The 20,116-nt window shown below is 56.8% G+C and carries 13 protein-coding genes; 9 read left to right on the forward strand and 4 right to left on the reverse strand.

What is annotated here, in order from left to right; all coding sequences use genetic code 11:
* Positions 1-4 precede the first annotated feature (4 nt).
* From AC56DI_RS16575 to AC56DI_RS16590, 4 genes are all read right to left on the reverse strand, one after another.
* Positions 5-1,330 (reverse strand): TolC family outer membrane protein, encoded by a 1,326-nt coding sequence (locus AC56DI_RS16575; protein ID WP_496347131.1) that lies wholly within the window; start codon positions 1,328-1,330, stop codon positions 5-7.
* Positions 1,327-2,652 carry an HlyD family type I secretion periplasmic adaptor subunit gene (locus AC56DI_RS16580; RefSeq protein ID WP_496347132.1) on the reverse strand — a complete coding sequence of 442 codons (1,326 nt, stop codon included), beginning with the start codon at positions 2,650-2,652 and terminating at the stop codon, positions 1,327-1,329. The genes AC56DI_RS16575 and AC56DI_RS16580 overlap by 4 nt, the downstream gene beginning before the upstream one ends.
* A 1-nt stretch (position 2,653) precedes the next feature.
* Positions 2,654-4,384 (reverse strand): type I secretion system permease/ATPase, encoded by a 1,731-nt coding sequence (locus tag AC56DI_RS16585; RefSeq protein WP_496347133.1) that lies wholly within the window; start codon positions 4,382-4,384, stop codon positions 2,654-2,656.
* Between the two features lie 223 nt (positions 4,385-4,607).
* A complete protein-coding gene (locus tag AC56DI_RS16590; protein ID WP_496347134.1) occupies positions 4,608-7,025 on the reverse strand; it encodes a penicillin-binding protein 1A in 2,418 nt (805 codons plus the stop codon).
* A gap of 184 nt (positions 7,026-7,209) precedes the next feature.
* Here AC56DI_RS16590 and AC56DI_RS16595 point away from each other — a divergent pair, with 184 nt between their 5' ends.
* From AC56DI_RS16595 to gltB, 9 genes are all read left to right on the forward strand, one after another.
* Positions 7,210-8,274, forward strand: coding sequence for a pilus assembly protein PilM (locus tag AC56DI_RS16595; protein WP_496347135.1), 1,065 nt, complete (start codon positions 7,210-7,212; stop codon positions 8,272-8,274).
* Positions 8,274-8,846, forward strand: a complete 573-nt coding sequence (locus AC56DI_RS16600) for a PilN domain-containing protein (protein WP_496347136.1) — start codon at positions 8,274-8,276, stop codon at positions 8,844-8,846. The genes AC56DI_RS16595 and AC56DI_RS16600 overlap by 1 nt, the downstream gene beginning before the upstream one ends.
* The gene (gene pilO / locus AC56DI_RS16605) at positions 8,843-9,466 is read left to right on the forward strand and encodes a type 4a pilus biogenesis protein PilO (protein ID WP_496347137.1); all 624 of its coding nucleotides are present in this window, start codon (positions 8,843-8,845) and stop codon (positions 9,464-9,466) included. Before AC56DI_RS16600 ends, pilO begins: the two co-directional genes overlap by 4 nt.
* Positions 9,466-9,990: a type 4a pilus biogenesis lipoprotein PilP gene (gene pilP, locus AC56DI_RS16610; RefSeq protein ID WP_496347536.1), complete on the forward strand. Its 525-nt coding sequence runs from the start codon at positions 9,466-9,468 to the stop codon at positions 9,988-9,990. The genes pilO and pilP overlap by 1 nt, the downstream gene beginning before the upstream one ends.
* A gap of 52 nt (positions 9,991-10,042) precedes the next feature.
* Complete coding sequence (locus tag AC56DI_RS16615) at positions 10,043-12,073, forward strand: type IV pilus secretin PilQ (protein WP_496347138.1); 2,031 nt, start codon at positions 10,043-10,045, stop codon at positions 12,071-12,073.
* Between the two features lie 5 nt (positions 12,074-12,078).
* Entirely contained in the window at positions 12,079-12,597 is a 519-nt protein-coding gene (gene aroK / locus AC56DI_RS16620) for a shikimate kinase AroK (protein ID WP_496347139.1), read from the forward strand.
* 49 nt (positions 12,598-12,646) lie between these two features.
* The gene (gene aroB, locus AC56DI_RS16625; RefSeq protein ID WP_496347537.1) at positions 12,647-13,750 is read left to right on the forward strand and encodes a 3-dehydroquinate synthase; all 1,104 of its coding nucleotides are present in this window, start codon (positions 12,647-12,649) and stop codon (positions 13,748-13,750) included.
* 10 nt (positions 13,751-13,760) lie between these two features.
* The gene (locus AC56DI_RS16630) at positions 13,761-15,362 is read left to right on the forward strand and encodes an SPOR domain-containing protein (protein WP_496347140.1); all 1,602 of its coding nucleotides are present in this window, start codon (positions 13,761-13,763) and stop codon (positions 15,360-15,362) included.
* 238 nt (positions 15,363-15,600) lie between these two features.
* Positions 15,601-20,046 (forward strand): glutamate synthase large subunit, encoded by a 4,446-nt coding sequence (gene gltB, locus AC56DI_RS16635; protein ID WP_496347141.1) that lies wholly within the window; start codon positions 15,601-15,603, stop codon positions 20,044-20,046.
* The last annotated feature ends 70 nt before the right edge of the window (positions 20,047-20,116 follow it).

Below are 20,116 nucleotides of genomic sequence, written 5' to 3' on the forward strand. Positions count from 1 at the left end.
ACGATCAGAACAGTTCTTGTACTTGCTGCAGCGTGCCGCGGTGCATTTTCCCCGTGCGCGCATGCAGGCCGACATAACTCTGCAGCATGAGCAATTTGGTGTTGAGCAGGTCTCTGCGAGCGGTGTAGAGCACTTGCTGGGCATTGAGGATGTCAACAGTAGATCGAACTCCGGCCTGATAGCCCTTTTCGGCTGACTCAAGGGCTCGCTGGTTGGAACGTACAGCAGTCTGCAGGGCCTTGCATTTGGCATAGCCGCTCACCACGCCAAGGTACTCGCGCTCGATGTCTTCTGCGATCTGCTGGCGTTCAGCATCATACTGGGCCATGGCCCCCGACAGCGCGTACTGGGACCTTCTCACATTTGCCGAGACCCCGCCTCCCGAGTACAGCGGCACGTCCAACGACAGGCCAACGTAGTAGGCGGATTGCCGGCGCAGGTCGGTTTCCAGGTTGCTCTGATCGGTCTTTGACAGTTCGCTAACCAGTGACAGGGAGGGGGTGTGGCCGGCGCGCTGTGTTTTTAGTTCGGCCTCGGCAAGCTTGATAACAGCGCCTTGAGCCTCCAGTCTCGGAGCGGCCGTGCTGGCAACTTTTTGCCAGTAGGACATGTCCTGAGTGGCTTCTAAGGGCACGCTTTGCGGCAGGTTTTCCTGCATCGGTGTTATGGCACTAACCGGCAGGCCTGCGCGGCCGGAGAGCTTGCGCAAGGCGGCCTGCATACGTGCTTGATACTCAATCTCCTGCGCTTTGATGAGGTCGAGTCGGGCTTGGGCCTCTTCAGTATCAGTGATAGTGCCGTCTCCGGCCTCTAGCAGTCGTCGGGTCTGTTTGACCAGTCCCTCAATGGCCGCTTTTTGCTGGGTTGCGAGCTTTAGTTCGTTATCCTGCCGTGCAACATCGAAGTAAGCCTCCGTCACTCGATTGAATAACTCCTGTGCCGAGTCGTCATAGAGTGCCGAGCCTGCCTCGTCACGCGCCTGCGACTGTTCGTAGACGGCCATTTGCGCTTGGCTGTAGAGCACCTGACGAGCAGATAGGTTAAGTGTGCTGCTGGTCGAGCGGCTCTCATCATTGCTGCTGTTGGCGGTTTGGCCACTGAGCTGCTTGTTCTGGCCATAGCGCGAGCCTGCGCTGATTTGCGGCAATAAGCCCGAGAGCCCAATGGCCTCTTCCTCTTGCGAGGCCTGGTAGTCGAAGGTGGCTTTCTGGAAGGCTGGATCGTTATGCAGCGAACTGTCATAGGCCTGGAGTAGGGACAGCGGCGCCCTTTCTTCGGCCCATGCGGGGAGGGTACTTAGCATTGCTAGCAGCAAGGCGCGCCTGATCATTCTTCGGTCATCGCTCCGCGCAGGCGTTGGGCAAGGGGCTTGAGTAGGTAGTTCATAAAAGTACGCTCACCGGTCTGCACCATAACCTCAGCTTGCATGCCGGGCTTTACGTCTAGGTCGTGGGCCAGTAGTTCTGCTACGGCCTCTGTACCCACTTCAACTTCGACAGAGAAATAGGGCATACGACTCTGCTCATCCAACAGTTGGTCGGGTGATACGTTCAGCACTTCTCCGACCACCACCGGCAAGGTGGCGCTTGTTAGTGATGAAAACCTCAAATTGACGGGTAAGCCGGGTTTCAACCGGTCTGCGACCATGGGGTCAAAGCGCGCCTTGATAATCCACGCAGAGCCTTTAGGGACGATGTCCATCAGGCGCTGTGCTGGGGGGATGACGCCGCCGACGGTGTGTACGCTGAGGCCTATGACTTGGCCGGAGACCGGGGCGCGTATGCTGGCATTATTGACTTCAAATTCCAGTGCCTTGATCCGTTCTGCCAGCCCAGAGGCTTCATTGGACGCGGCGGTTAACTGCGCTTCGGCATCAATCCTGAAAGCTTGGCGTAATTGGAGGATTTGCAGCTTGCTGTCGTTGATGGCTTGGCGGGTTTTACCAATATCCGCGATTCCGGATGTGAGCTGGGCGCTGATCTGCGAAGCATTCCGTTCGGCTTCAAACAAACGATTGCGCGGTACATAGCCTTCTGCGGCTAGGGCCCGCAGACCTTCCAGCTCTTTGTGCTGAAAACTCAGTTGGGTTTCCAGATGCTTTTTGATTTCCTTATAGGAAGCCAACTGCTCCTGCAGTGATTCGCTGGCGTTGTGCATGATTTGCAGGCGACTTTCCAGTTCGGCGCGGCGGGTCTCGAACATGGTGGCTTGCTGAGCCATGTCGGCCTTGGCACGCGGATCGGAGCTGCGGCGCAGCAGCTCTTGGGGCCATTGAATGCTGTCGAGTGTCTGACTCTCAGCGGCCAGGCGTGCTTCGACGCAGCTAGCACTGAACCACTGGCCAAGCGCGACGTCTAGCTGAGACTGCGCTTGCACGGTGTTGAGTTGAAGAAGGAGTTGCCCTTCGCTTACGTGATCACCTTCGCGGACAAGAATTTTGTTGATTGCCCCGCCCGATAGCGATTGCACGGTTTTGCGTTCGCCAGCCACCACCACTGTGCCGTTGCCGGCAATACCTTGGGCCAGCGGTGCCAGACTGGCCCAGAGAAGGAAACCTCCCAGGCCTATGGCGATTATCCAAAGACCAATACGGGCAGTGCCAGTCGCGTCCCGGACTGCGTCAGCGCGCGGCGATTCGGCGGAAGGCTGCATTCTAGGATTGGCTCGTCTGGCTGCTGGTAGTGGATGGCGTGCTGTTCTGTGTGGTCGGAAGCAGTGCTTTGAGCACCGCGTCGCGTGGCCCAAAAAGTTTTTGAGTGCCGTCCTGCAGCACTAGGAGTTTGTCGACCACTGCCAATACGTTCGGTCTGTGGGTAACCACTATTACTGTTGTGCCGTTTGCCCGTAGCTCACCGATGGCTTTGACCAATGCGGCTTCGCCGGCATCGTCAAGGTTGGAGTTGGGCTCATCCAGTACCACCAGGGAGGGCTCGCCATAGAGCGCACGGGCCAGACCGATGCGTTGTTTTTGCCCGCCGGAAAGCCCCATACCCCCTGGGCCCAGCAACGTGTCGTAGCCATTCGGGAAGCGCAGAATCATTTGATGAATGCCGGCCAGAGTGGCGGCCTTGATAATGTGTTCTGAGTCTACGTCGCCAAATCGGGCAATGTTGTCCGCCACACTGCCGGCGAACAGCTCAATATCCTGTGGTAAATAACCCAGGTGTGGACCAATCGCTTCGCGCGCCCATTGAGTGATTTCAGCGCCATCCAGTCTCACTGAACCGTGGGCTGCCGGCCAAACGCCGACCATGGCTCGCGCCAGTGATGACTTGCCTGATGCGCTAGGACCGATGATGGCAAGAACCTCGCCCTTGTTCAGCACCAGATCAATACCGTTTACAACTGCCTGCTTGCTGCCGGGAGGGGTGACCATCAGGCGCTCAATGCGTATTGCTCCAGTGGGCTTGGGCAGTGCCATCGGTGCAGCGCGTTTGGGAAACTCATCTAACAATGTGCACAGGCGTTGATAGCTCGCTTTGGCTCCGTCGAGCTGCTTCCAGGAGCTGATGGCCTGCTCTGCTGGCTGCATGGCTTTACTGATCAGAAACCCCACTGCCATCATCACGCCGCCTGAAATCTGGCCGTCAAGAATGAGCAGCATCGCCAGACCCATGGCCAGAGACTGCCAGGCTGTGCGGACAAATCGTGTGCTGGTGGCAATCATTGCACCTTTATCGCTGGAAACCGCCTGGGCCATGATCAGCTTGCGCTGCATGGCAGACCAGCGCTGGCGAAGATTGTCTAGCATGCCCATGGCTTGAATCACTTCGGCATTTTGCAGAGTGCTGTTGACGTACTTGGCAGACTGCACGGAAATTTGATTGGCTTCCGCCAAGCCTTTGCGCGTGGCGTGTTCATTCCACAGTGCAAGTGCAAACATGATCAGGGCGCCCAGCAAGGTGAACATTCCAAGCCATGGGTGCAGTAATCCGGTGGCAATCAGGAAGATTGGCATCCACGGCAGATCCAACAGGGCGATCAGCGCTGAGCCCGTTACAAATTGGCGCAGTGCTGTGAGGTCGCTGAGTACCTGGGCCGGGTTGGCATTTTGCTCTTTCAGGCTTTTCTGAAAGGCAACGCCGAACAAGCGCTCACCTAAATCAAGGTCTATGCCGGCGCTCATTTTAATCATCACCTGGCCACGCACCCATTCCACCAATGAACTCAGTAGAAAGAGCCCCAATGCAAGGATGGTGAGCATGAGCAAGGTGGTTTCATTGCGGCTGGCCATCACGCGGTCGAAGACTTGCATCATGTAGATGGCGGGAACGATGGTCAGCAGGTTGATCACCCCACTGAATAGGGCAATGACCCAAAACAGGCTGCGATAGCGTAGGAGGGCTGCGTCTATATCGCGGGCGGGATCAAGGCGTAAGCGCATGGATGACCTGGATGCTCTCTTAACGGACAGCGCTGCTGCGCTTGCTTCTAATTATTAGTCTGTTCGCGATTGAGTGTAAGCCTTTGCCTGCGCTTAGTCGTACTTGATTGCACACGATATAGCGTTGTTCGCACGTGATCATGGCGCTTCTATAGATATGCTGGGGTCTGGCTGGGGCTGCCCTTAAGTAGTCGTACCCATGCGCTTTTTATTCCGCTATTGATCAGAACAAGTCTATAGGCGCTGCTTCATCCGCCGGCAGCGGGCTGCCTAGGGTGCTTTGGCTTGGGTCGAGTTCGCCCATTGAGGGGGGCGAGTCTTCACTCTTGAACAGTTCGAAATAGGCGTTGGCGTTGCCCGGTGAGGCGGCCCGGCCAGTAATGGGGTCGACGCGCAGGGTTAATATCCCGGCGGGTTCGGGCAACAGGTGAGCGGGCTTGTCTTTCAGGGCGACGCTCATGTAATTCATCCAGATGGGCAGTGCAACGGTGCCGCCAAACTCCATTCGGCCCAGGCTTTCCGGCTGGTCGAAGCCGCTCCAGACGGTGGTGGTGTAGTCGGCGTTGTAGCCGGAGAACCAGCTGTCTTTCGACTCGTTGGTGGTGCCGGTCTTGCCAGCCAGGTCGCTACGGCCCATGGCCAGGGCGCGCCGCCCGGTGCCGCGCTTGATGACGTCCTGGAGCATGCTGGTGAGGATGAAGGCGGTGCGCTCATCAATAATGCGTTCTGCGGCGGCCGGTTCAATGGCTATCGCGTTGGCATCGGTATCGATGGTGTCTGGCAGGTCTTGGCTATCAATGCTCTGGGGGCTGTTTTGCGGCACGCTGGCCGGGTTGGCGATAAAGAGCGGCTGGCCGTCGCGACTTTCTATGCGGTCGATCAGGTAGGGCTGAATTTTGTAGCCACCATTGGCGAAGGTGGACCAGCCAGTGGCAACTTCCATGGGGGTCAGATTGGCGGTACCCAGTGCAAGGGAGAGGTTGCGTGGTAAATCCTGTTTGTTGAAGCCGAAGCGGGCGACATAGTCGCGGGCGTAATCGATACCAATGGCTTGCAGGACGCGGATGGACACCAGGTTGCGCGATTTATACAGCGCTTCCCGTAGGCGGATGGGGCCGAGGAAGGTGTTGTTGTCATTCTTCGGACGCCAGGCTTCTTCCATGCCGGCTTCCTGGAACACAATCGGGGCGTCATTTACTAGGCTGCTGGCCGTGAAGCCGTTATCCAGCGCTGCGCTGTAGATAAAAGGTTTGAAGCTTGAGCCAGGCTGGCGCTTGGCCTGGATCGCTCGGTTGTAGTTGCTTTGTTCAAACGAGAAGCCACCAACTAGGGCGCGGATGGCTCCATTTTGCGGGTCTAGGGACGCGAGTGCGGCTTGCGCGGTTGGAATTTGGCTGAAGTTCAGGCTGCCGTCTTCCTGCCGTTGTACGCGGACAAGATCGCCGAGTTGCACCACGTCGGCGGGCTGTTGCGGGCGGGGGCCCATGCTGTCAGGACCCAGAAACGGGCGAGCCCACTTCATGCTGCTCCACGTGACTGTTTCTTCCTGGCCGCTGCGGATCAGCACCAGAATGCCGCTTTTTTCGATTTGACTGACAACAGCAGGCTCTAAGCCGCCGATTGAGCGATGTTTGCTTAATTCCTGCAGCCAGGTCTCGCGGCTCATGCCTGGCAGGCGAGTTTGTGGGCCCCGGTAGCCGTGGCGCTGGTCGTAGCTCAGCAGGCCGTTTCGAACTGCCAGGCTGGCAGCCTGTTGGAGTTCGCTGGAGACGCTAGTCGTTACCCGGAAGCCCTCGGTGTAGGCGTCGCTGCCGTAGCGGCCAACCATTTCTGCGCGCGCCATTTCGGCGATATAAGGTGCTTCCAGTTCGGGCGTAGAACCATGGTATGCCGCATTCAACGGCTCATCGAGGGCGCTTTGATAACGTGCTTGGTCGATTTTCCCCAGCTTCAGCATGCGGCCCAGAATCCAGTCACGGCGCTCTTTGCTGCGGGCAGGGTTGGCCAATGGATTGAAGCGCGAGGGCGCTTTCGGCAGGCCTGCAATCATTGCCAGCTGTGCCAGGCTGGCATCACGAATGGACTTGCCGTAGTAAACCTGTGAGGCCGCCTCAATGCCGTAGGCGCGATTGCCGAGGTAGATCTTGTTGACGTAGAGCTCAAGGATCTCGTTCTTGCTCAGCTCGCGTTCAATTTGCAGTGCCAAAAGTATTTCATTGATTTTGCGCGAGAAACTGCGCTCGCTGCTGAGAAAGAAATTCTTTGCCACCTGCATGGTGATGGTGCTGCCGCCCGACTGAATGTGGCCGCTTTGCAATAATTGCGAGGCGGCCCGCATCAGGCTTGCAGGGTCAACGCCATAATGGTTGGCAAAATTGTCGTCTTCAGCGGACAAAATGGCGCTGATGAAGTCGGGAGGGATGTCTTGGAAGCGAATCGGGCTGCGGCGCATTTCGCCAAATTCAGCGATCAGTTTGCTGTCACTGCTGTATACCCTCAGGGGGATTTGCAGTTGGATGCTGCGCAGTGACTCGACGGATGGCAGGCCGGGACTAAGATAGAGGTAAGCTCCGCTCAGGCTGAGGAGCAGCCCACAAAAAACGGCAAGCGCTGACCAGCATAAAAACTTCAGCAGACGCATCAAGATTTGTGGATTTCCAAATAAAAGAAAGAGTTAAGCGGAAGGCAACGCGAAAAGAGGAAAACTGGTCACATTATAAGCGGTTTTTTTGCTAGGTAGCCATTTGCGCTTCTGTCAAGACTGATATTTAATGTGAAAAAACATAAACAGTCCGTAAGTCGCGGATGCAGATAGGAAATCGGTCGTGCTAGGGCTCTTCAATAAGAAAGCGAACACGCTGCTGGGGATCGATATCAGTTCGACCTCGGTCAAGCTCCTCGAATTGAGTCGCTCAGGAAGCCGCTACAAGGTAGAGGCCTACGCTGTTGAGCCGCTCCCACCTAATGCTGTGGTTGAGAAAAATATCGCCGAGCTTGAGGGCGTCGGGCAAGCGCTTGCGCGAGTTTTAGCTAAGGCCAAGACTGGTGTTAAGTCTGTTGCTGTCGCGGTAGCGGGCTCGGCGGTGATTACCAAAACCATCGAGATGGAAGCGGGCCTTTCTGACGACGAGCTGGAAAACCAGCTGAAAATTGAGGCTGATCAGTACATTCCTTACCCGCTCGAAGAGGTCGCGATTGATTTCGAAGAGCAGGGGCCTTCTGCGCGCAATCCCGAACGAGTCGAAGTGCTGTTGGCGGCGTGTCGCAAGGAGAATGTCGAGGTTCGCGAAGCGGCTCTCGCGCTTGCGGGCTTGACCGCCAAGGTTGTGGATGTTGAGGCTTACGCGCTGGAGCGGGCCTACGGGTTGTTGGCCGCTCAGTTGAGTAACGGTCAAGATGACCTGACAGTCGCTGTGGTCGACATCGGCGCCACCATGACAACCTTAAGTGTTCTGCATAACGGTCGGACGATTTATACCCGCGAACAGCTTTTTGGTGGCAAGCAACTGACCGAAGAGGTTCAGCGTCGCTACGGGCTGTCCGTTGAGGAGGCTGGTCTGGCTAAAAAACAGGGCGGCCTGCCGGATGACTACGACAGTGAGGTGTTGCAGCCGTTTAAAGAAGCGGTTGTTCAGCAGGTTTCGCGCTCATTGCAGTTCTTCTTTGCGGCTGGCCAGTTCAATGATGTGGATTACATCCTGTTGGCGGGCGGTACAGCTTCCATCCCCGATCTCGATCGTTTGATTCAGCAGAAAATTGGCACGCCCACCTTGGTAGCCAACCCGTTTGCTGACATGGCCTTAAGTAGCAAGGTTAATGCAGGGGCTTTGGCCAGTGATGCGCCAGCATTGATGATCGCTTGCGGTTTGGCCATGAGGAGTTTTGACTAATGGCGCGGATTAACCTACTTCCCTGGCGGGAGCAGCTGCGTGAAGAGCGCAAACAGCGTTTTTTAGTGACCCTGGCTGGCGTGTTGGTTGTGGCTGGCGGCGCAGTATTTCTGGGTGATCAATACCTTAATGGTGCGATTGAACAGCAAACCGCTCGCAATGATTATGTGCGTAAAGAAATTGCTGTTCTGGACGCCCGGATCAAAGAAATTAGCGAGCTAAAAACCCGTCGTCAGCAGTTGCTGGAGCGGATGAAGATCATTCAGGACCTTCAAGGCAATCGCCCAATTATCGGCCGGGTTTTTGACCAGCTCGTACGCACGCTGCCAGACGGCGTTTATTTTACTGGGTTGAAAATGACCGGTAAAAATATCGCCATCATTGGCGCGGCAGAGTCGAATAATCGGGTTTCTAACCTGATGCGGAATTTAGACGGCTCCGAGTGGTTGGATGCACCCAACTTGACAGAGGTAAAGGCTCTAACAGCCGGTGAGTGGGGGCAGGCAAATGTCTTCCAACTTACGGTGCAGCAAACACAGCCTGCAATTGAAGCAGAAGGGGCTAAAAAATGAGTTTGGCCGAATCTCTTGAAGGCTTGCGCAAGGTCGACCTTGCGGATCTCGATCTTAACAACTTGGGCTCTTGGCCTGCGGCAATAAAAGTAATTGCCTGCTTCTTGCTTCTCATAGTGGTTTTGGCTCTCGGCTATAACTTTCACTTGAAAGATTTGGAGACTGATCTGGATCAGCGCCACGCCGAGGAGGAGACGCTCAAGCAGCAGTTTGCGACTAAGGCCTTTCAGGCTGCCAACTTGGAGGCTTACAAGGACCAAATGAAGGAGATGGAGGAATCCTTCGGTGCGTTGTTGAGGCAGCTGCCGAGTGATACTGAAGTTCCGGGCCTGCTTGAGGATATAACGCGCACGGGTCTTGGCAGTGGTTTGGAGTTTGAGCAAATCAAGTTGTTGCCTGAGGTTACGCAGCAATTTTATATTGAGTTGCCTATTCAAATTAGCGTGTTGGGTCGTTACGAGGATCTCGCGACCTTTGCTAGCGGGGTCGCAAGCTTGCCGCGCATCGTTACTTTGCATGATTTCGAAATAAAGCCAGCCGCTACCGATGAGTCCTCAATTTTGCGAATGAGTGTTCTTGCTAAAACTTATCGATATAACGATAAAGGGCTTAAAAAATGATGGGCTCTCGCGGAATTCTGATTTTTTCACTTTTTCTTAGCCTTGTTGGATGCAATGGCAGTGATGAGTTTGTTGATCTTCAGGGGTATATGGACGAGGTGCGTGCGCGTCCTAAAGGCTCAATAGAACCGATGCCTAAATTTCAACCGTATGAAGCTTTTACTTATAACGCAAGCGGCATGCGTAGCCCCTTTCAAAAGCCTGTGAAGATTGATGTTGCCACTCAGCAAAAGGGATCGAAAGACATCAAGCCAGACGAGAGTCGGGTTAAGCAGTTTCTTGAGGGGTTCAATATCGAAGTGTTCGAAATGGCTGGCACGCTTTCGGACGATGTCGGTGTTTTCGGCTTGCTTCAAGGGGCCGGTGGCGTCTACCGGGTCAAGGTTGGCGATTACCTTGGACGTAACCATGGACGCATCGTGTCGGTGACTGAGTCGAAGATCGATGTGGTCGAAATCGTGCCAGATGGCGAGGGGGGATGGCTTGAGCGTCCGCGTAGCCTGGCCCTTAGAGAGCGCTCTTAGTGGGTGGGTTACTATGAACAAAAATTACCGGTCGGCAAAACGGAACCAAATAATGAAAAGCAGCCTTTCACCTATTGGCATCTCTCTCTGTCTCGCGCTGATGTCGCAGACGTCCCTCGCGGCCGACCTCCAATCTCTTGATGTTGCTGCGCTACCTGGCGACAAGGTCGAGCTTAAGTTGACCTTTGATGAGCCGGTGGCGGTTCCGCGCGGCTACACAATTGAACAGCCCGCGCGCATCGCGTTGGACTTGCCGGGGGTCGTCAACAAGCTGGGTGCAAAAAACCGTGAGCTGGGTGTTGGTAATGCGCGTAGCGTGACCGTGGTTGAGGCGGGTGACCGTACCCGTTTGATCGTCAACCTCTCGACCCTGGCGCCTTACAGTGCGCGAGTCGAAGGTAATGCCTTGTTTGTCGTGGTGGGTGACGGCGCGGCGCGTGCGGCCAGTCCGGTTGCGGCGGTTAAGCCGGTGGTGAAGCCCTATGTGGCTGCCGGTAAAGCGATTAAAGGGATCGATTTTCAACGAGGCGAGCAAGGCGCCGGTAATGTGGTTATCGAACTTTCGGATGCCGCAGTCAGTCCGGATATTCAAGATCAGGGTGGAAAGATTCGTTTGGATTTTGCCAAGACTCAGTTGCCTGAGTCGCTGCGCGTTCGTCTGGATGTGAAGGACTTCGCGACGCCAGTGCAATTTGTGAGTGCGGTCAGTCAGGGTGACAAGGCCAGTATCAGTATTGAGCCAACTGGCTTGTATGACTACATGGCTTATCAGACCGACAATAAACTGACTGTCAGCATCAAGCCGTTAACCCAGCAGGATGCAGATAAACGCAAAGCTGAGAAGTTTGCCTATACCGGTGAAAAGCTGTCGCTGAACTTCCAGGATATTGATGTGCGATCAGTGCTGCAGTTGATTGCCGATTTTACCGATCTTAACTTGGTTGCCAGTGATACCGTTCAGGGCAATATTACCCTGCGCTTGCAGAATGTCCCTTGGGATCAGGCATTGGATTTGGTGCTGAAAACCAAAGGTTTGGACAAACGTAAAATCGGCAATGTGCTGCTGGTTGCGCCGGCGGATGAAATTGCTGCCCGTGAGCGTCAGGAGCTTGAGTCGCAAAAACAAATTGCTGATCTAGAACCTCTGCGTCGTGAGTTGATGCAGGTTAACTACGCGAAAGCTGCAGACATAGCCAAGCTTTTCCAATCTGTCACTAGTACAGAGGGTATGGCTACAGCTTCTGATGAGCGCGGTTCAGTTACTGTGGATGATAGGACTAACAGTATTATTGCCTATCAAACGCAAACTAATCTTGACGAGCTGCGGCGTATAGTTGCTCAGTTGGATATTCCGGTGCGCCAGGTGATGATCGAGGCGCGTATTGTTGAGGCACAGGTTAATTTTAGCAAGGAGTTGGGTGTCAATTGGCGGGGTGTTACAACTGGTGTGGGTAACTTCACGCTGGGTGGCGCTGAAGGTCGAGGTACTTACGTTGATCTGGGGGCTTCGGCGCCAACATCGTCTATTGGTATTGGGTTTATTACAGACAATACTATTTTGGATCTTGAGCTTTCCGCTATGGAGAGTACTGGTAATGGTGAGGTTATTTCTCAGCCTAAGGTTGTAACCTCTGATAAAGAGACGGCGAAGATTCTGAAAGGTTCTGAGATCCCGTATCAGGAGGCTAGCTCTAGTGGTGCTACCACCACTTCTTTCAAAGAGGCGGCGCTATCTTTGGAGGTTACACCTCAAATCACTCCTGATAACAGGGTTATTATGGAGGTCAAGGTTACCAAAGATGCGCCAGATTTTTCTGAGGCGGCAAAAGTTAACGGCGTTCCAACTATTCAAAAGAACGAAGTTAATGCCAAGGTGTTAGTGTCTGATGGTGAAACGATTGTTATTGGTGGTGTTTTTACAAATAATCAGTTTAATTCAGTTAGTAAGGTCCCGTTTCTGGGTGATCTCCCATATTTGGGTCGGATGTTTAGGCGTGATGTTGTAACTGATAGCAAGACTGAGCTGCTTATTTTCCTTACTCCACGCATCATGAGCGGTCAGGCTGTAACTGTGGGTCGTTGATATTCGTGAGTAACTTGATCTTGGTTGGCCCGATGGGTGCCGGTAAAAGCACTATCGGGCGCTTGCTTGCGAAAGAACTGCGCTTACCGTTCAAGGATTCAGACAAGGAAATCGAGCAGCGTACTGGTGCCGATATTCCCTGGATATTTGATGTGGAGGGGGAGCAAGGCTTTCGTGAGCGTGAGCAGGCGGTGATCGTCGATCTGTGTGCTGCTGATGGGCTGGTACTGGCTACCGGTGGCGGGGCGGTTCTTCGAGAAGAAAATCGTCGTGCGCTACGTTCAGGTGGGCGTGTTGTTTACTTGCATGCGACTGTGGAACAGCAAATTGATCGAACCTCCCGTGATCGCAATCGTCCTCTGTTGCGTACGGCCGATCCGGCTCGAGTGCTGTCTGAGCTGATGGCGATTCGTGATCCGCTGTATCGCGAAATTGCCGATGTTGTGATCGAAACCGACGAGCGTCCGCCGCGAATGGTCGTGTTGGAGATCATTGAGCGTCTTGAGGCGCTTGCTCCCCGTTAAAGCGCAGGCTGATCTGCGCTATCCTAGAGCCCTTTTATGTGGGGGCCTCATGCAAACACTTCAGGTTGAACTCGCCGAGCGTAGCTATCCCATTTATATCGGGGCTGGCTTGCTTGCTCAGGCTTGCTTGTTCGAGCCGCATATCGCAGGTCGGCAAGTAGCGATTGTTACCAATGAAACCATTGCGCCGCTGTATCTGCAGTCGCTGCTGACGACACTGGTGGGGCACGATGTCACCTCGGTGATTTTGCCTGATGGCGAAGCCTTCAAAACCTGGGAAACCCTGCAGCTGATTTTTGATGGCTTGCTGACTGCGCGCCATGATCGTCGGACGACGGTTATTGCTCTGGGCGGCGGGGTCATCGGTGATATGGCAGGTTTTGCTGCCGCTTGTTACCAGCGCGGCGTCGATTTTATTCAAGTGCCTACCACGCTGTTGTCTCAGGTTGACTCATCCGTTGGCGGCAAGACGGGAATCAATCATCCGCTTGGTAAGAATATGGTCGGTGCGTTCTATCAGCCCAAGGCAGTGATCATTGATATATCCAGTTTGAATACCTTGCCTGCCCGTGAGTTGTCGGCAGGTTTGGCTGAGGTCATTAAGTATGGCCTGATTTGTGATGAGCCATTTCTGGGTTGGCTTGAGCTCAATATGGCGGGCTTGCGCGGTCTCGATCAGGCGCTTTTGGCAGAGGCTGTGGCGCGCTCCTGTGCGGCCAAGGCCTATGTTGTCGGCCAGGATGAGCGTGAGTCTGGCCTGCGAGCGACCCTGAACCTTGGCCACACCTTCGGCCATGCCATCGAAACCCATATGGGCTACGGCGTGTGGTTGCACGGCGAGGCGGTTTCGGCCGGTACGGTGATGGCGCTGGAGATGTCCTGCCGTTTGGGTTGGATTACCGCGGCTGAGCGTGATCGGGGCGTGCGCCTCTTGCTGCAGGCGGGGCTGCCGGTTGTGCCGCCGGAAGAAATGACGCCAGATGATTTTCTCGAGCATATGGCGGTGGATAAAAAAGTGCTCGATGGACGCCTGCGTTTGGTGCTGTTGAAAGGCCTGGGCGCGGCCGTGGTAACCAGCGAGTTTCCTCGCGAAATTTTAGATGCCACCTTGCGCGCAGATTACCGCGCCTTGGTTAATCAGCTCAGCGATTGATGAGAACTCTATGACCAGTTTGCATGCCGACGAGGCCTTCCTCGGCCATTACCAACTCAGCCATGATCCCTTTGCTGCGCGGGTGCCCGGGTTCAAGTTTTTCCCGGCGCAACGCAAGCCAGTGCTGGGCCAGTTGCATCATTTGGCGCGTTACAGTCAGCTGTTGTTAGCCGTAACCGGTCCCAAGGGCAGCGGCAAGACGCTGTTGCGCCAGGCGCTTGTGGCCAGCACTAACAAGCAGGCAGTGCAGAGCGTGGTGGTCTCGGCGCGCGGTGCGGTCGAGGCTGGGGGCGTGTTGCGTCTGCTGAGCCAGGGTCTGAATGTGCCCCAAGCCGATGTGCGTGCCGTGCTGTCGCGGGTTGCACAGTTAACCGCAACCGGTCAGGAAGTCTATCTGCTGGTTGATGATGCCGAGCAGTTGGATGATGCGGGCTTGGAGGCGATGCTTGCGTTGGCTGCCGGCAATGCCGAAGGGCGAGCGCATGTCTTCCTGTTTGCCGAGCACAGCCTGATTGCTCGCCTTGAGCTGTTTGCGGATGGCGCTGAGTGTTTTCATGCCATTGAGTTGCAGCCTTACGATGAGGCTGAAACTCAGGAGTACCTGGCGCAACGATTAGAGGGTGCTGGGCAGGGTATCGAGTTGTTCACCGCTGAGCAGATCGCTGATATTCATCTGGCTTCTGGCGGCTGGCCGGGTGCCATCAATCTGCTGGCTCGCGAGGCGTTGATTGACGCGATGCTGGCACAGCGAAGCGCGGGAAAAAACGCGTCTTTTGGCTTCAAATTACCCGTCAAGCACCTGGTCGCCTTGCTGGTGGTGGCTGGCGGCGTAGCGGCGGCCTGGATGATGCAAGAACGTACCGAAAGCGTGCCTGTGGCGCCGATCAGTGCGCAATTGCCGTTGGGGCAGGAGCCTGTTGCGGTAGATGCTGTGGCGCCAAACGTGGCGGCGGATGCTGCAGGTCCAAAGATCGATTTTGCTGGCTCAAGCCAACCATTGCCGTTGCCGTTGGTGGGCGAGGCACAGCCAGTCATTCGTGAGCCCCTGGCGCAAGCTGCAGGGCTGGCGGAGAGTGAAGACGGCGGGGCGCTGGACTCATTGCCGGCGATTGCGCCAGCCACTGCCGTTGCACCAGTTGCGGCGCCGGTGGTCCAGCCTGCCAAGCCTGTTTTGTCGGTCGTACCAGCTGTTGCTCCGGTCGCCGCTCCCGTGCCGGTCAAGCCAGCTGCGGTGGCTGTGGCTCCTGCGGTTAAGCCGCAGCCACAGCCGGCGCCTAAGCCTGTGGTTAAGGCGGTTGTTAAACCGCCGGTGCCGGTCGTCAAGCCGGCAGCCGGTTCGGGTTGGTATGCCGCCCAGGCATCCAATCGCTATGTGGTTCAGGTGCTGGGAACTGGCGTTGAGGCCAATGCCCAGGCGTTTGTGCGCCAGCACGGCAGTGAATACCACTACTTCAAAAAGGTTCTGCAAGGTAAGCCGCTGTATGTGGTGACCTATGGCAGTTTTGCGACCCGTGCAGCCGCTCAGGCGTCGATCAAGGCGTTGCCCGCCAAAGTTCAGGTTGCTAAGCCGTGGCCGCGCACCATTGCCAGCGTGCGGCAGGAAATGAAGTAACTGGGTGTCTGGCTGGCGGGCCTATGGTTCGCCAGCTGACTGGTGAGTCGTTAACATGGCTGGCCGGTCGTTTCCTTCTGCAAGGCGACATAAGCGTGCAAGGCTTCGCCATGCCGATTTGTGACCCCTAGGGTGGATGTGTACAATGACCTCCCTTTTGCCTGCGCAAAGCTGGCGCATTGACCTGCGCGCATGGTAAGTGCTTGATTTAGTACAAGTTTGTCTGGTGAGAATGTCTATGAAAGCAGGTCTGTACCATCCTGATGAGTTCAAGGATAACTGCGGCTTCGGCCTGATTGCCCATATGCAGGGCGAGGCAAGCCATCACCTGCTGCAGACAGCCATTGAAGCCCTGACCTGCATGACCCACCGCGGCGGTATTAACGCCGACGGTAAGACAGGTGACGGCTGCGGGCTGCTGATGCAGAAGCCGGATGTGTTCCTGCGTGCCGCGGCGCAACAGGCGTTTGCGGTCGAATTGCCAGCGCAATACGCAGTCGGCATGGTTTTCCTCAACCAAGACGAGAGCAAAGCCAGCGCGGCCCGCGAGAACATGAATCGCGAAATCCTCGCCGCCGGCTTGCAGCTGATCGGCTGGCGCAAAGTGCCGGTGGATACCAGCGTGCTCGGCCGTCTGGCGCTTGAGCGTTTGCCGCAGATTGAACAAGTGTTCATCGGTGGTGAAGGTCTGGGCGACCAGGATTTCGCCATCAAGCTGTTCAGCGCCCGTCGTCGCTCTTCGGTGGCCAACGCGGCTGACACCGAGCATTACATCTGCAGCTTTTCGTCGAAGACCATCATCTACAAAGGTTTGATGATGCCGGCGGACTTGCAGCAGTTCTACCCGGACCTGGGTGACGAGCGCCTGCAAACCGCGATCTGCGTGTTCCACCAGCGCTTCTCCACCAACACCCTGCCGAAGTGGCCGCTGGCCCAGCCATTCCGCTTCCTGGCGCACAACGGTGAAATCAACACCATCACCGGCAACCGTAACTGGGCTCAAGCTCGGCGTACCAAGTTTGCCAACGACCAGCTGCCGGACCTTGATGAGTTGGGCCCGCTGGTTAATCGCGTGGGTTCCGACTCCTCGAGCATGGACAACATGCTGGAACTGATGGTCACCGGCGGCATGGACCTGTTCCGTGGCGTGCGCATGATCATTCCGCCAGCCTGGCAGAACGTCGAGACCATGGACGCCGATTTGCGCGCGTTCTATGAGTACAACTCCATGCATATGGAGCCATGGGATGGTCCGGCCGGCGTGGTATTGACCGATGGTCGCTATGCCGTGTGCCTGCTCGACCGTAACGGTCTGCGCCCGGCGCGTTGGGTCACCACCAAAAATGGCTACATCACCCTCGCCTCGGAAATCGGCGTGTGGAACTACCAGCCCGAAGACGTGCTGGCCAAAGGCCGTGTGGGTCCGGGGCAGATCCTCGCCGTGGATACCGAAACCGGCCAGGTGCTGAGCACTGAAGATATCGACAATCGCCTGAAATCGCGCCACCCCTACAAGCAGTGGCTGCGTCAGGGCGCGGTGCGCATTCAGGCGTCGCTGGACGATGATCAGGGCGTGGCCAGCTACGATGCTGACCAGCTTAAGCACTTCATGAAAATGTTCCAGGTCACCTTCGAAGAGCGTGATCAGGTGCTGCGGCCATTGGCCGAGCAGGGCCAGGAGGCCGTTGGCTCGATGGGCGATGACACGCCGATGGCTGTGCTGTCGCAGCGCGTGCGCTCGACGTTCGACTACTTCCGCCAGCAATTTGCCCAGGTCACCAACCCGCCGATCGATCCGCTGCGTGAAGCGATCGTGATGTCGTTGGAAATCTGCCTGGGTGCCGAACGCAATATCTTCGAAGAGTCGCCAGCCCACGCCAGCCGCGTGATCCTCACCTCGCCGGTGATTTCGCCGGCCAAGTGGCGCGCGCTGATGAACCTCGCCGAGCCCGGCTTCGAGCGTCATGTCATCGACATGAACTACGACGAAACCCTGGGTCTGGAAGCTGCCGTACGCGCTATGGCTGATCAGGCTGAAGAGGCTGTGCGCGCTGGCAAGGCCTTGCTGGTTCTGACCGACCGCCACATTGCTCCAGGCAAACTGCCGGCACATGCCTCGCTGGTGACCGGTGCTGTGCACCATCGCCTGACCGAGAAAGGTCTGCGTTGCGACTGCAACATCCTGGTAGAAACCGCCACCGCTCGCGATCCGCATCACTTCGCCGTGCTGGTGGGTTTCGGTGCTTCTGCCGTGTACCCGTTCCTGGCCTACGAAGTACTGGCCGACTTGATTCGCACCGGCGAAGTGCTGGGCGATCTGGATGAAGTGTTCAAGCACTACCGCAAGGGCATTTCCAAGGGCCTGCTGAAGATCCTGTCGAAGATGGGCATCTCCACCATCGCCTCGTACCGCGGTGCGCAGTTGTTCGAAGCCGTGGGCCTGGCCGACGAAGTGGTCGAGCTGAGCTTCCGTGGTGTGGCTAGCCGCATCAAGGGTGCGCGTTTCGTCGACATTGAAGCCGAGCAGAAGCTGCTGGCCGCCGAAGCCTGGAACAACCGCAAGCCGATCCAACAGGGTGGTTTGCTCAAGTTTGTCTACGGTGGCGAGTACCACGCCTACAACCCGGACGTGGTCAATACCCTGCAGGCCGCTGTGCAGCAGGGCAGCTACGAGAAATTCAAGGAATACACCACGCTGGTCGACACCCGTCCTGTGTCGATGATCCGCGACCTGTTGCAGGTCAAGCTGGCCGAACAGCCGCTGGCGCTGGATCAGGTCGAGCCGCTGGAGATGATCCTCAAGCGCTTCGATTCCGCCGGGATTTCCCTCGGTGCCTTGTCGCCGGAAGCCCACGAAGCCATCGCCGAGGCGATGAACCGTCTAGGCGCGCGCTCCAACTCCGGTGAGGGCGGCGAAGATCCGGCCCGTTACGGCACGGTGAAGAGCTCGAAGATCAAGCAAGTGGCTACCGGCCGTTTCGGTGTTACGCCGGAATACCTGGTGAATGCCGAAGTGCTGCAGATCAAAGTCGCCCAAGGCGCCAAGCCTGGCGAAGGTGGTCAGTTACCCGGTGGCAAGGTCAACGGTCTGATCGCGCGTCTGCGTTATGCCGTGCCGGGCGTGACCCTGATTTCGCCGCCGCCGCACCACGACATCTACTCGATTGAAGACTTGTCGCAGCTGATTTTTGACCTCAAGCAGGTCAATCCCAAGGCGCTGGTGTCGGTCAAGCTGGTTGCGGAAGCGGGCGTTGGCACCATCGCCGCTGGCGTGGCCAAGGCTTACGCCGACTTGATCACCATCTCCGGTTACGACGGTGGTACCGGTGCTTCGCCGATTAGTTCGATCAAGTATGCGGGCGCACCGTGGGAGCTCGGCCTGGCTGAGACTCACCAGACCCTGCGCGGCAATGACCTGCGCGGCAAGGTCCGGGTGCAGACTGACGGCGGCCTGAAAACCGGCTTGGACGTGGTCAAGGCTGCGATCCTCGGCGCCGAGAGCTTCGGCTTCGGTACCGCGCCAATGATCGCCCTGGGTTGCAAGTTCCTGCGCATCTGCCACCTGAACAACTGTGCGACCGGTGTAGCCACGCAGAACGAAAAACTGCGCAAGGATCACTTCATCGGCACCGTCGAAATGGTGATGAACTTCTTCACCTTCGTCGCCGAAGAAACCCGCGAATGGCTGGCCAAGCTGGGCGTTCGTAGCCTGGAAGAGCTGATCGGCCGCACCGATCTGCTCGACATGCTGCCAGGTGAAACCGCCAAGCAGCAGCACCTGGACCTCAGCCCGCTGCTGGGCAGCGACCACATTCCAGCCGACAAGCCGCAGTTCTGTGGTGTTGAGCGCAACCCGCCGTTCGATAAAGGCTTGCTGGCCGAGAAGATGGTTGAGCTGGCCAGTGCGGCCATCGCTGACAAGAGCGGTGCCGAGTTCGCTCTGGATATCTGCAACTGTGACCGTTCCATTGGTGCGCGGATTTCGGGTGAAATTGCCCGTGCTCACGGCAACCAAGGTATGGCCAAGGCGCCGATCACCTTCCGCTTCAAAGGTTCGGCCGGTCAGAGCTTTGGCGTATGGAACGCTGGCGGCCTGAATATGTACCTCGAAGGCGATGCCAACGACTACGTCGGTAAGGGCATGACCGGCGGTAAGCTGGTGGTTGTGCCGCCTGCGGGCAGTCCGTTCAAGACCCAGGACAGTGCCATCATCGGCAACACCTGTCTGTACGGCGCCACGGGCGGCAAGTTGTTTGCGGCCGGTACGGCGGGTGAGCGTTTTGCCGTGCGTAACTCCGGTGCCCACACTGTTGTGGAAGGCACTGGCGATCACTGCTGCGAGTACATGACCGGCGGTTTCGTCTGTGTACTGGGCAAGACCGGCTACAACTTCGGTTCGGGCATGACCGGCGGTTTCGCCTACGTGCTGGATCTGGACAACACCTTTGTTGACCGCGTGAACCACGAGTTGGTGGAAATCCAGCGGATCAATAACGAGGCCATGGAAGCCTATCGCAGCCATCTGCAGCGCGTGCTCGCCGAGTACGTGGCCGAGACTGCCAGCGAGTGGGGGCGTAACCTGCTGGACAACCTGGACGACTACCTGCGCAAATTCTGGCTGGTCAAGCCGAAGGCCGCGAGCCTCGGGTCGTTGCTCTCCAGCACCCGCGCCAACCCGCAATAAAGCCGCTGCCAGCGGCCGACCCGGCGCCCAGTGTGGCGTCAGGTCGGCCTGCTAACCGTGATTGTCCTGC

The organism is Pseudomonas sp. BGA-UO-ETr-WB11 (assembly GCF_059567785.1).

Bases quoted from the DNA above. Each gene is read 5' to 3' on its own strand.
- AC56DI_RS16590 (WP_496347134.1), bottom strand. From the start codon at position 7,025: ATGCGTCTGCTGAAGTTTTTATGCTGGTCAGCGCTTGCCGTTTTTTGT.
- AC56DI_RS16600 (WP_496347136.1), top strand. From the start codon at position 8,274: ATGGCGCGGATTAACCTACTTCCCTGGCGGGAGCAGCTGCGTGAAGAG.
- pilO (WP_496347137.1), top strand. From the start codon at position 8,843: ATGAGTTTGGCCGAATCTCTTGAAGGCTTGCGCAAGGTCGACCTTGCG.
- pilP (WP_496347536.1), top strand. From the start codon at position 9,466: ATGGGCTCTCGCGGAATTCTGATTTTTTCACTTTTTCTTAGCCTTGTT.
- AC56DI_RS16575 (WP_496347131.1), bottom strand. From the start codon at position 1,330: ATGATCAGGCGCGCCTTGCTGCTAGCAATGCTAAGTACCCTCCCCGCA.
- AC56DI_RS16630 (WP_496347140.1), top strand. From the start codon at position 13,761: ATGACCAGTTTGCATGCCGACGAGGCCTTCCTCGGCCATTACCAACTC.
- AC56DI_RS16615 (WP_496347138.1), top strand. From the start codon at position 10,043: ATGAAAAGCAGCCTTTCACCTATTGGCATCTCTCTCTGTCTCGCGCTG.
- gltB (WP_496347141.1), top strand. From the start codon at position 15,601: ATGAAAGCAGGTCTGTACCATCCTGATGAGTTCAAGGATAACTGCGGC.
- AC56DI_RS16580 (WP_496347132.1), bottom strand. From the start codon at position 2,652: ATGCAGCCTTCCGCCGAATCGCCGCGCGCTGACGCAGTCCGGGACGCG.
- AC56DI_RS16585 (WP_496347133.1), bottom strand. From the start codon at position 4,384: ATGCGCTTACGCCTTGATCCCGCCCGCGATATAGACGCAGCCCTCCTA.
- aroB (WP_496347537.1), top strand. From the start codon at position 12,647: ATGCAAACACTTCAGGTTGAACTCGCCGAGCGTAGCTATCCCATTTAT.